Source organism: Microvirga sp. 3-52 (genome assembly GCF_018383585.1).
Taxonomy (GTDB): Bacteria; Pseudomonadota; Alphaproteobacteria; order Rhizobiales; family Beijerinckiaceae; genus Microvirga.
On record NZ_JAHAMK010000003.1, the window covers coordinates 69,739 to 84,888 of the forward strand.

The following is a 15,150-nucleotide window of genomic DNA, read 5'->3' on the forward strand; positions in this document are numbered from 1 at the left end:
GAATGCGTGCCTTGGTAAACCAACGCTTCATCACACTCGCGGTGCTGGCGGTCGTGATCGCCATTCTCCCGCTCATCTTTCCGTCGAGCTACTATTTTCGCGTCGCCTCGCTCGTATGGGTGTCCGCGCTCGCGGCTATCGGCCTCAACATCCTCATGGGGCAGGCGGGTCAGGTCAGCCTGGGACATGCAGCGTTCTTCGGCATCGGCGCCTATGCCGTAGCTATCGGGCCGACGCATCTTGGCATTCCTCCATGGGTTGCGATTCTCATCGGAGCCCTCCTCTCGGCGGTTCTCGCCTATCTGGTCGGCCGTCCGATCCTGCGGCTGAAAGGGCATTATCTCGCCATCGCCACTTTGGGCCTTGGCGTCCTCGTGGCTCTCGTCATCACGACGGAAAGCCGCTGGACCGGCGGACCGGATGGCATGCCGGTTGAACGACTGTCTCTCTTCGGCTGGCGGGTCAGCGGGTCCTATACATGGTACTGGGTGACGGGGGGGCTCCTGCTCATCGGAACCTGGATCGCGCTTAATCTCGACGAGACGCCCACAGGCCGGGCCTTCCGCGCCCTGCATGACAGTGAGGTGGCTGCGCAGGTGGTCGGTCTCGATGTCGCCCGCTTCAAGTTGCAGGCCTTCGTGATCGCCGCCGTCTATGCTTCGGTTGCAGGTTCCGCCCTTGCGTTCATGAACGGCTTCATCAATCCGGATCAGGCCGGCTTCCTGCATTCCGTGGAACTTGTCACCATCGTGGTGATCGGCGGTCTCGGATCCGTTGTCGGGAGCATCGTCGGCGCAGCCGTCCTTGTGACGCTTCCGCAGGCTCTGACCGTCTTTCAGGAATACGAGCATCTTCTGCTCGGCCTCATCATCATCGTGGCGATGATCTTCATGCGCAATGGCATCGTGCCGAGCCTCTCGGCCCTCGTCTTCCGGAGGGCACGCTCATGAGCATCCTGAAGGCAACGGATATCGGCATTTCCTTCGGCGGCGTGAAGGCGGTCGACGGGGTGAGTTTCTCGGTCACCCCCGGACAGATCCTGTCGATCATCGGACCGAATGGAGCCGGTAAGACAACCCTCTTCAATATCGTATCCGGTGTCTATGCCGCGAGCCGCGGCTCGATTCAGCTCGCCAACGAGGATGTGACAGGGCTTGCTCCTCACAAGCTGGCCGCGCGTGGGCTATCCCGAACCTTCCAGAATCTGCAGATCTTCCAGCGTATGACTGCCTGCGAGAACGTGATGGTGGGGCGCCATCTCCGAGAAAACTGCAGCCTTCTGCCGGCCTTGTTCAGAACTCCTGCGGTCACGCGCCAGAACCGCGAAACAAGGACGGCGGCTCTCGATCTTCTCGCCTATGTGGGCTTGAAGGACGTCGCCGATGTTCCCGCAGGTTCGTTACCATACGGCGCCTGCAAGCGCCTCGAAGTTGCCCGCGCGCTTGCCGCTGAACCGCGTGTGCTTCTTCTCGATGAGCCTGCCGCCGGCTGCAATGCGGTGGAAACCGAAGAGATCGACCACTTGATCCGCCAGGTCGCCGACAGAGGTGTGGCTGTCGTTCTTGTTGAGCATGACATGAAGCTCGTGATGAAGATCTCCGACAGAATTCTTGTGCTCGAGCGCGGACGCCCGCTTGCCGAAGGAACGCCGCGAGAGGTGCGCGATGATCCAAGGGTCCTCGAGGCTTATCTGGGACAACACGGTGCACGGGAGGCTGCCCGTGCTTGAGGTCGCAAACCTGCGCAGCGCCTATGGACGGATCGAGGTGCTCAAGGGCATCGATCTCGATGTTCAGACTGGCGAGATTGTTGCGCTGATCGGATCCAACGGGGCGGGCAAGACGACGCTGCTGCGTACGCTCTCGGGCATCCAGCCGATCACCGGCGGCGAGATCCGCTTCAAGGGAGAGCGCATTGACCGCCTGCCGCCTCACCTGAGGGTGGAGCTGGGCATTACGCAATCGCCGGAAGGCAGGCAGGTGTTCGGGCCGCTGAGCGTCGAGGACAATCTGCGGCTTGGTGCCTATCGGCGACGTGACAGAGAGATCGGTCAGGATCGCGATCGCATCTTTGCGATGTTTCCGATACTTGCGGAGAAAAAGCATCTTATGGCGGGCGGATTGTCGGGCGGTCAACAGCAGATGCTGGCGATCGGGCGTGCGCTCATGGGGCGTCCCAAGCTGCTGCTGCTGGACGAACCGTCGCTGGGTCTGTCGCCGCTCCTTGTCGATCAGATCCTGGAAGCCATCGTGTCGCTCAAGAAGGACGGCATCACCGTTCTCCTTGTCGAGCAGAACGCCAGCGCGGCTTTGGCGATTGCAGATCGCGGCTACGTGCTGGAAACCGGCAAGGTGGCCTATAGCGGAGCAGGCTCCACGCTCCTTGCCGATCCTCAGGTCAAGGCGGCCTATCTCGGTGTCGCGTAATTCATCTGCCGCATCAACCTGACGCCGGCTGCGTCTGCTCCATGGTCTGCTTGGCAAGGGCGAGTGCCTCCTGGAGCACGGCTTGGTCGCCGATATGATTGGCGAGGATCAGCACGAGGGAGGAATTGAGCGCGGCGCTCTCCTCGTCCGACAAGCCCCGATGGGCCTCGATCAGTGCACGATAGGCCCGATCCGGATCGGAGAAGCGGCTTTCGGTCACGAGTGCGCTCATACATAGTCCCCTTCGAATCCCTTCATGCGAAGGGAGGCGCGTTCGATCAACGGAGGCGTCGCACGACGCCAGCGTGCCGCAAGGTGCTGGTCAGGGCGTACGAGGTAGGTGCTGCCGGAGGTCGTGTCGAACCGCTCGGCAAAGAGGCCTTCCACATCGATCAGGTCTTTGCCGATGACGAGAACGCGCTTGCCGGTTGGCAGGGTAGCTCCATTGGGAACATGGATGAGGGTTTCCTCACCGCCCACAGCCTCGAGCAGCCAGATCGGCTGGCCGCTGCTGTCGCGCATGGGAACATCGGGCAGAGGCGCGCCGAGCCGCGCCGAACCGGACCATGCGTCGCTATCGGGAGTCGACAGAGGCGTCTCATAGGTCGACGGCATCGAAAGCCTGCCGGAATTCACCATTCGCTTGGCAAAAGGCGCATGACGCGCGAGAGCAAGGGTGGCATCGCGAAAGCGCAGCTCCTGTGCCGAGCGCGGAGCGATGAAATCCGTCGAACGGGTCGAATGGCCAATATTCTCGTCTGCGGCTGCGGAGCGTTCGAGATCGTAGGTATCGATCAAACCTTCCGGTGCCTCGCCTTTGAGGACGAGCGCGAGCTTCCAGGCAAGGTTTTCCGCATCCTGAATGCCGGAATTCGCACCACGAGCGCCGAAGGGCGAAACCTGATGGGCGGCGTCGCCGGCAAAGATCACGCGGCCGTGCACGAAACGCTCGAGGCGCCGGCACTGAAACGTGTAGACCGATACCCATTCGAGTGTGAAGGCGTCATGCCCCAGCATCTGGCGGAGCCGGGGAATTACGCGCTCAGGCGCCTGCTCGGCCTTCGCATCTGCATCGGGACCGAGCTGCAGGTCGATGCGCCAGACATCATCCGGCTGCTTGTGAAGAAGAGCAGAGCGGCCGTCGTGAAAGGGCGGGTCGAACCAGAACCAGCGCTCGGGCGGAAAATCACCCTTCATCTTCACATCCGCGATAAGAAAGCGATCCTCGAAGACCTCACCCTGGAACTTGAGCCCGAGCATTCCGCGTAAGGACGAGCGCGCACCGTCCGCCGCCACCACCCAATCGGCATCAAGATCGTAGGATCCCTCGGGTGTCTCGATGGTGAGCGTCACGCCGTCGTTGCGGTGCTTGAGATCACTCACTTTGTTGCGCCAGCGAATGTCAAGATTGGGCAGTTCCGCGGCGCGCTCCACGAGTGCACGCTCAAGATAATACTGCTGCAAGTTGATGAAGGCCGGCATCTTGTGCCCGTCCTCGGGCAGAAGGTCGAAGTCGTAGAGCTGATCGTCACCCTGAAACACCTTGCCGAGTTTCCAGGTCACGCCTTTTTCAAGACAGCTTCCGGCAACGCCGAGTCTGTCGAGGATTTCGAGGGTGCGCTTCGCATAGCAGATGCCGCGTGACCCTTCTCCAATCCGATCCGCATCATCGAGAAGCACTACGGGAATGCCGCGCTGCGCCAGGTCCATGGCCGTGCAAAGCCCGACAGGTCCCGCACCGACGACGATGACAGGGTGTCGGGATGGGGAGGGGCGATCCTGGTCCGCGCACCGGCGGTAGCCGAACTGGTAGAGGATCTTGCGGGTGTTCATGGCGTGTCCATTTCCTCCAGTTCGTACCAGCTATCCCTGGAGTTCGGCCCACATATCGTGGTCGCGTTTGGCGGTCCAGATGACGGGGTGGTCGATGCCGGAGGCCTCGTCAAACGCGCGCGAGACGTTGAACGGCAGGCAGTGCTCGTAGATGGCAAAGTCGCCGAACTTCGGATCCATCACCGCGCGCGTGGCGGCGAAGGTCTCCTTCAGGGAGCGCCCCCGCGCCACCGACAACTCCGCGGCTCCATAGAGGGTGGTGACGAAGTCGCGCGTCATCGCCACCGCCTCGCGCACCGCCTGCTCGCCCTGCAGCGCGGCGCCCCGGCCCGGCGCGATCGCCCTGGGCTGGAAGTCGAGGATCGCATCCAGCGTCTGCGGCCACTCGCGCAGGTAGGCGTCGCCGCAATAGCAGGCGGAGTGATACTCCACCAGATCGCCGGTGAACATCACCTCGGCATCCGGCACCCAGGCGACGATGTCGCCCGCCGTGTGGCCGGCCCCCAGATGGAACAGCTTGACCTCGCGTTTTCCTAAGAACACCGACATGCCGCTCTCGAAGGTCAGCGTCGGCCAGGTCAGGCCGGGCGGGATGCTGCTCTCGCCGCGGAACAGGCGCGGGAAGCGGCCGATCTCGGAGGCCTTGTCCTGCTCGCCGCGCTCGACGATGAGATCGTAGGTGGCATTCGACGCGATGATGCCCTGCGCCTGGTAGGCCGAGGCGCCGAGCACGCGCACCGCGTGGTAATGCGAGAGCACCACGTACTGGATCGGCTTGTCGGTGACGGTTCGCACGCGGGCGATCACGTCCTCGGCCATGGCGGGCGTTGCCTGGGCATCGATGACCAGGCAGCCCTCGTCGCCCACGATGATGCCGGAGTTGGGATCGCCCTCGGCCGTGTAGGCGTACAGATCCGGCCCGATCTCCGTAAACGACACCGTCTTCGCCGCCGTGTCCCCCGTCGACGCAAAGGCTTTCTCGGACATGGCGATTCTCCCTGTCATTTTTGGCAGCCCATCTGCAGGATCTTAACGGCTGCAGTGCAAGTGGCTGGCGGCGTCGAGGACAGGGTAGTCGCGATCCTGCGACCGTCAAGTTCGTGACCGCAGTTCAGCTCAACGCAAGTTGAAGCGTAGCGGCACGGTGAATGACGATTGCGGGATGAAGTCCGGTATGGGCGGAAGGGACGATCCAGGGCTTGCCGCAGCAAGCGCAGCCTGATCGAGGGCTGGGTGACCTGCGCTCCGCACAAGAGCCGCGCTGACGATGCGGCCCGACCGGTCCATGGTAAACCGCACGGTTGCGACACCCGTCACCCCCTGGTTCCGTGCGACGTCTGGATATCGCAGCCGATTGCGCAATGAAGCTACAAGACTGGCCAAGTAGCGGTTACGCGCGTTCGGATCGGCCGAAGCTGCCTGACCGCCCGTATTCTCCCGCGAGGCTGAAGCCTGCCCCTGGCGCGCGTCCGACGGAAGCGGCTTCGGCTCCGCGACCGTCGGGCGTGGACGGGGCTTGCGCTCCACGGGCTTCGGCGCAGGCTTCCTCTCAGGCTTGGGGGCGGGCTTCTCCTCGAGTGGCTTGGCGACCACAACTTCAGGCGGCGGGAGGATGACAGCGTCTGTCTGCGTCGTCTCCTGTTCGACCGGCAAGACCTCCACAGGCACAGCTTCGGTCACTTCCTGCGGCTGGGTCTCGACAATCTCCTCGGGAGGCTGCTCTTCGACAGTCTCCGGTTCAATTGGCAGAGGCTCCGTCTCGACAGGCGGTACCTCCCGGGACTGTTCGAGAGATGGGCCGACAGAAACGATCTCCTCCATCGCGGGGGCGAGATCGATAGTGATCTCCTGCTCGCCGGGCGGGTTCTCGGCATCGGACGGCCACAGTGTCACCGCCGTCAGTGCGGCGCCATGCAGAAGGAGCGCCGCGATGAAGGCAATCCCGAGCCGGCTCGGCTCCTGCGTCGATCTTATGCTTTGAACGAACATCGGACCTGCTGCAGGTGCTATTGCGCGGTGGATCCGCTAGGAGCCTGCGCGATCAGGGACACCTTGCTGAAGCCTGCAGCGTTGATCTGGCCCATGATCTCAATGATGCGCCCGTATGGAACGGCCTTGTCGCCGCGGACCAGGACAACCTGGCTCGGGTCTACGCTCGCAAGCTGCCGCAGACGCGGCATCATGGTCTCAGGGGCAAGGGGTTCCTTGTCGAGGAACGGCTGCCCCTGCGCGTCGATGGTGACGACGACCGGCTGCTTCGGCTGCGATACTTTCGGCGCCGCCGTCTTCGGCAGCTGCACGGGCACGCCGACAGTCATGAGCGGTGCGGCCACCATGAAGATGATGAGCAGAACGAGCATCACGTCCACGAGCGGCGTAACGTTGATCTCGGACAGAGGGGCGGTGCCGAACTCGTCGTCCGTGTCCTGCGTCCGGATTGGTCCCATACCCATTATTCGGCAGCCTCTGCTCGAACGTGGGATTTGCGGTCGCGAGCCAGACGGTCACCGAGCGCCGTGATGCCGGCGGCAAAAGATTGCTGCAGGCGGCCGAGATCCGTCGTCAGCTTGTTGTAGGCGATCACGGCAGGAATAGCTGCCACGAGGCCGATGGCCGTTGCGAACAAGGCTTCGGCAATGCCGGGCGCCACGACGGAGAGGCTCGTATCCTGGCTCGCAGCGATGGCCGAGAAGGAGTTCATGATGCCCCAGACCGTGCCGAACAGACCAATGAAGGGTGCTGCCGAGCCGATGGTGGCCAGAAAGGGCAAGCCGATTTGAAGCTGGCGCATATCGACGGAGAGCGCAGCCCGCATGGCGCGCTCGATACGTTCCCGCCGCTCCGCACGACTCTCGGAAACATCCTGATCGCGCCAGGCCTCATGACCTGCCGCGACGATCCGGCCTGTCGCCCCAGCCATCTGCGGATGAAGCCTGTCGCCCGAGCGAGCCGCAGCTTCGAAAGCACGGGCCTGACGACGGATGTTACTGAAGCGCAGAAGCTTCTCGAATACGATCGTCCAGCAGCCGAGAGAGGCCAGAACGAGCAGGATCATGACGCTCTTGACGATCGGATCGGCTTGCAGAAACAGGCCGAGGAAAGACATGTCATGCGATGCCGCAGGCATGATCTCGTTCATGATGGCAATCTCACTTCACGAAGGATACGGTGTCGATCTTGGAGGCCGTCTCGATCACGGACAGACAATCTTCACGAGAACTGGTTGCGCCTTCGCATGTCAGGACATCGTTGAGGAGAACACGTCCGAAGCGGGAGCAGTTCAGCCCGGGGAAGTCGAAGAGCTTGATGAGCGTCTTGCGGCGAGGCACCGGACCTATCTCCACGGCAATCCTCTTGGCAGCCACGCCATCGGTATCGAGAGCGAACAGATCGAGCTTCAGGGATTTCCAGCTTTCGCCCTTTTGATTGTCGATGAGGAAGTAGGTCCTGCAGCTGTCTCCTGATGCCTCGACCTTGTTCAACTCGATGCGCAAGGGGCTTGAAGGCGATTCGCTGTCCTGAGCAAGTGCTGTCCCGCTGAAAGGCAGGAGCAGGGCCAAGCATGCGAAGACGCTGCCGGCTGCAAACCCAGGCTCATTCCAGGTGCTCATGCCCATGAATTCGTTCTCCTCATGCTGGCGAGCGACTGTCCGACGTGATGCGCAGTTCGGGAGCCTTCGATGAAGGCGCTGAGCGCGGGTGTCGTCGGCAGGTCAATCGAATGCCCAAGATCGGGAGAATTCCCGCGGGCATCCCCGATGAGATATCTGAAAGAATCCAGATTGATCAAGGGCTTAGGATAAAATCAGAGGTATTCTAAAACAGCCGCTACCGCATTGAGATCGGGATGGAATTCGCTTCTTTAAAAGTGCTTCAAAGTAATTTTCCTGGAGTCCGTTACGCCATTATGAGGAATATCAAGGCTCATTCCTTGCTTCGTCCCAGATCTTGCTCCCACACGGAACCTCGGCAATTCTCAAAATGGTTTTCACGAAAATACCATTTTGCGCGAAGAAGAGAGGGCGTGCCTCTTAGTCCAGGAGATCCTGCTTGAGCTTCAACGGTCACGAAAAGCCCTTTCCCACTTGGTATCCTTACGCGTTCGTCGGTGTGATTGCAGCGCTTGGAGTGGTCCTTTACGTGCTTGGCTAAGGAGGCGGTAGTTTCCGCCTGTGTCAGTCATCCATCCTGGGGCTTGGATGACAGCAATTGGCATCCATGAGGAAATCGAGACCCGCTGGGTCACCTCTGGATCCGGGTCCCCTGCATACTGCCACTGCATCCCAAAGCGAATCGAGGCGGTACATCCGCGCCCCGTTCGCTTATGGGAGAGTGTTGATCCGTGCTGGATCAGCACGACGATATTCGCTTCGGCATGGTTACTTTTTGGTTAACGCAGTCCCGGGCAGGAGATTTGTCGCACGGGCATCTGCGACGAGGTTTACTTGGAATGATATATCGATTGCCTAAGTGTGCTCACATCGTCGCGCCGACCTGCCAGGGAACGAACTCAAGGTCACCGTAGCCGAGGTCTTCCGACTTCGTATGCTCCCCGGATGCGACGCGCAGAAGGATCTCAAAGATCTCCTTTCCCTTCGCCTCGAGAGAAACGCCGTCGAGGATATCGCCGCAGTTGATATCCATGTCGTCCAGCATGCGGCGGTAGATATCGGAGTTCGTGGCGAGCTTCAGGGACGGCACTGGCTTGCAGCCGAAAGCCGAGCCCCGTCCGGTGGTGAAGGCAATCAGGTTTGCACCGCCGGCCACTTGGCCCGTCGCGGCGACAGGATCGTAGCCTGGCGTATCCATATAGACGAAACCATGATCCTTTACCGGCTCGGCATATTCGTAAACGGCACGAAGCGTGGAGCGTCCGCCTTTCGCCGCCGCCCCTAGGGACTTTTCGAGGATCGTCGTCAGTCCGCCTGCCTTGTTGCCGGGTGATGGATTGTTGTTCATCTCGCCGCCGTTGCGAGCCGTATAATCCTCCCACCACCTGATCCGCGAAACGAGCTTTTCGCCGACATCCCGCGTGGCGGCCCGTCGGGTTAGCAGATGCTCCGCCCCGTAGATCTCAGGTGTTTCGGACAGGATCGACGTTCCGCCGTGGCGTACCAGCAGATCCGACGCGACGCCGAGGGCCGGGTTGGCGGTGAGGGCCGAATAGCCGTCGGAACCGCCACATTGGAGGGCGAGCACCAGCTCCGATGCGGGGCGCGTCTCGCGCTGAGCCTTGGCGACGATCGGGAGCATGTCCTTCACAGCATCGACAATGGCCTGCACGGTGCGCCTGGTGCCACCTGTCTCCTGGATGGTGAGCGTGCGGAATGTTTCGCTTTCCGTCAGGCCATACTCCTGCTTCATCCGGCCGATTTGGAACACCTCGCAGCCGAGGCCGACCATGATTACGCCGGCGAAATTGGGATGGCTCGCATACCCCCATTGTGTGCGGCGCAGGATATCGAACCCTTCGCCATAAGCCGCGTGTCCGCAGCCTGTGCCGTGGACGATCGCCACGATACCATCAATGCCGGGATAATCGCGAAGAACCCCGGAGCGCTCCACTTCAGCTGCGGCAAAACGTGCAACGGAGGCCGAGCAATTCACCGATGTCAGGATCCCGATATAGTTGCGGGTGCCTGTCCGGCCCGAAGCACGGCGGTATCCCTGGAAGGTGGCCCGAATATCGGCCGGAAGCAGATCGTCCTCCCGTGCGTCGACGCAGAATGCGTAATCGCGCTCGAAGTCGTGCAAGCCGACATTGTGCTCATGCACCCATTCGCCCGGGGCGATATGGGTCTTGGCAAAGCCGATGATCTGGCCGAACTTCCTGATAGGCTCTCCCTCACGAATCGGCCCCGCCGCCATCTTGTGACCGCGCAGGATCCGCTCGCGGGCGGTCAATCCTGCGGCGCTGGCGCCCTGCTTCACGAGATCGATGGCGATGACGACGTTATCATCGGGTGAGAGGCGGATCGTGCGGGGAGTGTTCATGAATGTCTCATCAATGGTCATATATGTCTATCGAACAATTCATTACCGCCCCAATCCCATCTTCTGCGGGAGCCAAAGAGTCAGTTCCGGAATATAGGTGATTGCGATGAGCGCGAGCATCAAGGGCACGAGCCAAGGCAAGATCGCCACAGTAGTGCGCTCGACGGAAAGCCTGGATACTCTTGCCAAGACGAAGAGCACCATGCCGAGAGGCGGATGAAGCAATCCGATCATCAGGTTCAGAGTCATGATGAGCCCGAAATGGATCGGGTCGATGCCAAGCTTCAGAACGATCGGCAGCAGAATCGGCACGAGGATGGTGATGGCCGCGATGGTATCGATGAAGCAGCCGACGAATAGGATAAGAATATTGGCCAGCAGCAGGAACACCCACTTGTTCTGCGTGAAGCCAAGGATGGCATCCGAGAGGATCTGTGCCGCCTGACTGACGGTTAGAAGCCATGCGAAGATCGACGCCGCAGTCACAATGAAGAGAACCGAAGCCGTTGTCTCGATGGTGTCGAAGGTTGCCTTGGCCAGACTCCGGAACGTCATGGAGCGATAGCGGACAAGGCCCAGAAACAACGACCAGAGGACGGCCGCAACAGCTGCCTCGGTCGGGGTGAAGAGGCCAAGCGTCATGCCGCCGATCAGGATGACGGGTGCCATCAGGGCCATCACGGCCGAGAAGTCGAAATACCAGTCAAGGGCGAGAAGCACAGCCAGCGCGATACCGATGGAGACGTTGGGTGAGAGCCCGGCCTGAATCATCAGCCATACGGTGACAGGAAACGCAAGAACGATGACAACCTCAATGGTGGCATTGCCAAGTTGATGCCATGAGAAGGGCGTGTCGGCACCCCAGCCGTTCTTATGGGCAAAGTAGGCCACGGTGCCCATCATCAGGAGCGTCATCACGATGCCGGGAATAAGACCCCCCAGGAAGAGGGCTCCGATGGAGACGTTCGCCATCATCCCGTAAATCACAAACGGCAAGGAGGGCGGGATGATCGGCCCGAGGGTTGCGGATGCCGCGGTCACGCCAACGGCGAATTCAGTCGAGTAACCATGGTCTTTCATGGCCTTGATCTCGATCGTTCCGAGACCGGCCGCATCGGCGATGGCTGTCCCTGACATGCCTGAGAAAACCACCGATCCGACGATATTCACCTGCCCGAGGCCACCTTTCATCCAGCCGACGAGCGCGACTGCGAATGAATAGATGCGGCCGGTGACGCCTGCGATATTCATGAGATTGCCGGCGAGGATGAAGAAGGGGACTGCAAGAAGCGGAAAGCTCTCGACGCCAGCGATCATGCGTTGCGCAACGATGACGTCAGGCACCGTACCGCTGGCGAGGATGTAGAGCAGGGAGGCGACTGCCATCGAGATGGCCACGGGCAGCCCAAGGATCATCAAAACAAGGAAAGAGCCAATCAGGATAAGCATCAGGTTTCCGCCACCAAGGGTGCATCGAATGCTTCAGGCCGCTCAAGCACAGAAAAGCCGCGGCGCCAGTTGGCCACAGCAACCTGAACAGAGCGGAAACACATCAGGACAAAGCCGATAAAGACAAACGCATAGCTGAGGTTCTTTGGCAGAGCGATGGTTGTCATTTGCTCGTCTCCAACGATGCTCATGAAGCGCCAGATGAGGAGGGTTCCATAGGCAAAGAAGGCGACACGGATGATATCGATGGCAGTCGCCAGCGCGCGACCAAGACCAGGAGAGAGGTAACGATAGAGGAAATCGACCTGAATGTGGCGGCTCATGCGGACGCACATGGCCGACCCGACGAAGACTAGGGCCACATTCAGGTTGGTTGCGATCTCCTCCGTCCAGGCGAAGGAATCATTCAACACGTAGCGCGTGAAGAATTGAACGAAGACGGCGAGCGCCATCGCCCAGAACAGGGCCAGGGCTAGCCAATCCTCGAAGGCATAGCCCGAAAGGTCCACTGGTGCATGCTCGCTCTCATCAAACGTCTGTGCCAGTTCTTCGGCGCTGACTTGGGTGTGAACTTCAGTCGTCATGTCTCATTGAACCTCGTCCTTGGAAGCGTGGAGCAATTCCCCTGGCGGTGCGGTATGCCGTTGGGGCCTTAGAACGATGAGAAAGGCGGGCCGCCCGGAGACGGCCCTTCCAAGGAACTCAGAGGCCCTCTGACTTCAGCGCCTGGATCTTGTCGTAATCCGCTTTCCGATAGCCCAAGGACTCCAAGGTGACGTTCTTCATCACCGCTTCCTTGAAATCGTCCTTGTTGACCTCCGTAATCGTCAAGCCCTTCTGCTTAAAGGTTTCGATCAGTTCTTTTTCCTTCGCCTGGATCTCTCCCGAGGCGCGGACGGCAGCTTCCTGAGCGACGGCGGTGAAGATTTTTTTATCTTCATCCGAGAGTTTGGCCCAGAGTTGCTTGGAGATGATCGTTGCAAGATGATCGACGATGTGGCCGGTGAGCACGATCTGCTTCTGGACCTCAAAGAATTTCTTTGCCTCGATAGTCGTCAGCGGGTTCTCCTGCGCATCGACGGTGCCGTTCTGAAGCGCCAGGTACACTTCGGCGAAGGCGATCGGAGATGTATTGGCACCACAGGAGCGTGGCATCGCCAGATAGGCCGGAGCATCGGGCACACGAATCTTGAGGCCCTTCATTTCAGCGCAGGTCTTGAAGGGCTTGTTCGTGGAACTGTGGCGCACACCATAGTAAGTGAGGGCCACCATCTGGTGTCCTGTCTTATCGGCGTAGCCGGCGCTGAGATCCTTAAAGACGTCGCTCTTCGCGAAGGCGAGCAGATGGGCGGAGTCTCGGAAGATATAGGGATAGTACCCGACGCCGATCGGCGGATAACTACGCGCAGCGAAGCTTGGGCCGGAGATGATCATATCGACGGTGCCGAGCGACAGGCCCTGATTGATGTCGCTTTCCTTGCCGAGCTGGGATGCCGGATACACGTCAATCTGGTAGCGGTTGCTGGTTCGCTTCGCGATTTCCTGCGCCGCCCATACGGACTGGGTATGGAAAGGCTCCGAGGTCTCATAAACGTGGGCCCATTTCAGCTTCGTCTGGGCTGTGGCAGGCAGAGCAGGTAGCACAGCAGTTGCGGCTGCGATGAGGCCGAACGCTAGGCGGCGGGTCAGAAAAGGCATAGGCGTTTCTCCGAAAAGCCGGCTCTGCGGCCGGTTGAACATGATCACGAGCGGCTCCGCTCGTGTAAGAGACCCGACAAGCATGTGGCGTCCGCCTATCGGTTCGGCTAACATGTTAGGCAAATGGACGCGATCGACAAGAGAAAAAAATATAATTTCCTTGCTCGCCTCGAGCGGGGAGCACGGGGGCATACGACCGAGCAGGTGGAACGCTGCCTCCGATCCGCCATCGTGGCTCTCGATTTCGCTCCTGGCGAGTTCATCGATAAGGGAGCTGTCTGCGCGACGCTCGGGGTATCCCGATTTCCGGTTTCCGAGGCTCTCGCGCGTCTGGCGGTCGAGGGGCTGGTCGAGATCCTGCCCCAGCGCGGTTCACGCGCGGCACGCATTCGCCTTTCCGAAGTCAGGGAATCGATGCTGATCCGACAGGCTCTGGAAGGCATGGTGGCCGAGGCTGCCGCAAAGCGCCTGTCCTCCATGGCTATCGAAGCCCTTCGCGGCAACCTGGAGGCGCAGCAGGAGGCGGTCTCGAGGGGAGATCGCCCCGGCTTCCATGCCCTGGATCTGGAATTCCATACGATCCTGGTTGAGGGATTGGAGATGCCGCGGGTGGCTTCCGTAATCGACGCCTCGCGCGCGAATATCGACCGGGTGCGCCGCCTTCTCTCCTCGCCCCGGCGCCATGTCATAACTCTCGAGGAGCATTGGGAGATCTTTCGCGCTCTCGATACCCATGACACTGCGGCGGCCCGCCGGGCGATGGAGGCTCATCTGGAAGCGGTCGTAGAGGAGTTGGAGCGCTTCTCGGTCGAACATGCCGAAGTCTTCGTGCAGCCGTGAAAGGAGAGATGCCGGTCAGGCGCTTCGGGGCGATGTTTCTGGAGTCTCACGAAGTACCGCCGGCGCGCATTTCGCCCCCTGCCGGGCGCCACTTCACCGGTGCTGTTCCGCAGTATATATATGTCACCCGGCGAAGAGGCGCGCTTGTGGCATGAGGTTTCTGATGACACTGCAGATTTGCGATATCGCGCCGGATTTCGAAGCTGAGACGACGGAAGGGCGCATCCGTTTCCACGATTGGATCGGTGCTTCCTGGTGCGTGCTCTTCTCTCATCCCATGAACTTTACCCCGGTCTGCACGACAGAGCTGGGATACATGGCCAGGATCAAGCCCGAGTTCGACCGGCGCAATGTGAAGGTCGTCGGGCTCAGCGTCGATCCAATGGACAATCATTCGCAGTGGGCCAAGGATATCAGGGAGACCCAAGGCGCTGCGCCCAACATCCTGATGATCGGCGATACCAATCCTACGTTTTCCCAACTCTATGGGATGCGTCCGGCAAGCACGAGCGGCACTTCGGAAGGCAGGACGCCTGCGGACGACCAGACCGTGTGCAACGTGTTCGTTGTCGGACCGGATAAGAAGATCAAGCAGGTTCTCGTCTATCCAATGACGACAGGGCGCAATTTCGACGAGGTGCTTCGCGTCATTGATTCCCTTCAGCTGACAGCCAAACGCCGGGTTGCGACGCCTGCGAACCGGAAGCAGGGCGAGGACGTCATCATAGCAGGTTCGGTATCCGACGAGGAAGCCAAGAAGATTTACCCACAAGACTGGAAAGTTCCGAAGCCCTATATCCGAATCGTGCCGCAGCCCGGCGCCTGACAGGGGTTGGCACAAGTGGCATATGCCGGTCTTCCAAGCCCACCGCATGCTGATCCGGGCGGCCTTTCATGACGGTTTGAGGGG

At 60.5% G+C, this 15,150-nt stretch carries 16 protein-coding genes; 5 read left to right on the forward strand and 11 right to left on the reverse strand.

The features are described from left to right. The first annotated feature begins 2 nt into the window (after positions 1-2). Genes KHP60_RS03770 through KHP60_RS03780 form a run of 3 tightly spaced genes read left to right on the forward strand, consistent with a single transcriptional unit; the run spans position 3 to position 2,426 of the window. Positions 3-950, forward strand: coding sequence for a branched-chain amino acid ABC transporter permease (locus KHP60_RS03770; RefSeq protein WP_213562239.1), 948 nt, complete (start codon positions 3-5; stop codon positions 948-950). Continuing rightward, a complete protein-coding gene (locus KHP60_RS03775) occupies positions 947-1,729 on the forward strand; it encodes an ABC transporter ATP-binding protein (RefSeq protein ID WP_213562240.1) in 783 nt (260 codons plus the stop codon). The genes KHP60_RS03770 and KHP60_RS03775 overlap by 4 nt, the downstream gene beginning before the upstream one ends. Then, the gene (locus KHP60_RS03780) at positions 1,722-2,426 is read left to right on the forward strand and encodes an ABC transporter ATP-binding protein (protein WP_213562241.1); all 705 of its coding nucleotides are present in this window, start codon (positions 1,722-1,724) and stop codon (positions 2,424-2,426) included. The genes KHP60_RS03775 and KHP60_RS03780 overlap by 8 nt, the downstream gene beginning before the upstream one ends. A 13-nt stretch (positions 2,427-2,439) precedes the next feature. Here the strand turns inward: KHP60_RS03780 and KHP60_RS03785 are convergent, their stop codons facing one another. The 11 genes from KHP60_RS03785 to KHP60_RS03835 all read right to left on the reverse strand — a co-directional run bounded on the left by KHP60_RS03785 (position 2,440) and on the right by KHP60_RS03835 (position 13,391). Then, positions 2,440-2,658, reverse strand: coding sequence for a DUF2783 domain-containing protein (locus KHP60_RS03785; protein ID WP_213562242.1), 219 nt, complete (start codon positions 2,656-2,658; stop codon positions 2,440-2,442). Then, complete coding sequence (locus KHP60_RS03790; RefSeq protein WP_213562243.1) at positions 2,655-4,259, reverse strand: FAD-dependent oxidoreductase; 1,605 nt, start codon at positions 4,257-4,259, stop codon at positions 2,655-2,657. The genes KHP60_RS03785 and KHP60_RS03790 overlap by 4 nt, the downstream gene beginning before the upstream one ends. Before the next feature lie 30 nt (positions 4,260-4,289). Further along, positions 4,290-5,246 (reverse strand): MBL fold metallo-hydrolase, encoded by a 957-nt coding sequence (locus tag KHP60_RS03795; RefSeq protein WP_213562362.1) that lies wholly within the window; start codon positions 5,244-5,246, stop codon positions 4,290-4,292. Between the two features lie 129 nt (positions 5,247-5,375). Continuing rightward, positions 5,376-6,248, reverse strand: a complete 873-nt coding sequence (locus KHP60_RS03800) for a TonB family protein (RefSeq protein WP_213562244.1) — start codon at positions 6,246-6,248, stop codon at positions 5,376-5,378. A gap of 17 nt (positions 6,249-6,265) precedes the next feature. Further along, positions 6,266-6,712 (reverse strand): protein TolR, encoded by a 447-nt coding sequence (gene tolR, locus KHP60_RS03805; protein ID WP_213562245.1) that lies wholly within the window; start codon positions 6,710-6,712, stop codon positions 6,266-6,268. Continuing rightward, entirely contained in the window at positions 6,712-7,398 is a 687-nt protein-coding gene (locus tag KHP60_RS03810) for a MotA/TolQ/ExbB proton channel family protein (RefSeq protein WP_213562246.1), read from the reverse strand. The genes tolR and KHP60_RS03810 overlap by 1 nt, the downstream gene beginning before the upstream one ends. A 10-nt stretch (positions 7,399-7,408) precedes the next feature. Beyond that, on the reverse strand, positions 7,409-7,870 hold the full coding sequence (locus tag KHP60_RS03815; RefSeq protein WP_249688484.1) for a Tat pathway signal protein: 462 nt from the start codon (positions 7,868-7,870) through the stop codon (positions 7,409-7,411). Between the two features lie 865 nt (positions 7,871-8,735). Next, on the reverse strand, positions 8,736-10,253 hold the full coding sequence (locus KHP60_RS03820; RefSeq protein ID WP_213562248.1) for a UxaA family hydrolase: 1,518 nt from the start codon (positions 10,251-10,253) through the stop codon (positions 8,736-8,738). A gap of 42 nt (positions 10,254-10,295) precedes the next feature. Then, complete coding sequence (locus KHP60_RS03825; RefSeq protein ID WP_213562249.1) at positions 10,296-11,702, reverse strand: TRAP transporter large permease; 1,407 nt, start codon at positions 11,700-11,702, stop codon at positions 10,296-10,298. After that, complete coding sequence (locus KHP60_RS03830; RefSeq protein WP_213562250.1) at positions 11,702-12,286, reverse strand: TRAP transporter small permease; 585 nt, start codon at positions 12,284-12,286, stop codon at positions 11,702-11,704. The genes KHP60_RS03825 and KHP60_RS03830 overlap by 1 nt, the downstream gene beginning before the upstream one ends. 118 nt (positions 12,287-12,404) lie before the next feature. Next, the gene (locus tag KHP60_RS03835; protein WP_213562363.1) at positions 12,405-13,391 is read right to left on the reverse strand and encodes a sialic acid TRAP transporter substrate-binding protein SiaP; all 987 of its coding nucleotides are present in this window, start codon (positions 13,389-13,391) and stop codon (positions 12,405-12,407) included. Between the two features lie 132 nt (positions 13,392-13,523). Between KHP60_RS03835 and KHP60_RS03840 the strand changes: the two genes are divergently transcribed. Further along, entirely contained in the window at positions 13,524-14,240 is a 717-nt protein-coding gene (locus KHP60_RS03840; RefSeq protein ID WP_213562251.1) for a GntR family transcriptional regulator, read from the forward strand. A gap of 163 nt (positions 14,241-14,403) precedes the next feature. Further along, positions 14,404-15,066 (forward strand): peroxiredoxin, encoded by a 663-nt coding sequence (locus KHP60_RS03845; protein WP_213562252.1) that lies wholly within the window; start codon positions 14,404-14,406, stop codon positions 15,064-15,066. Positions 15,067-15,150 lie beyond the last annotated feature (84 nt).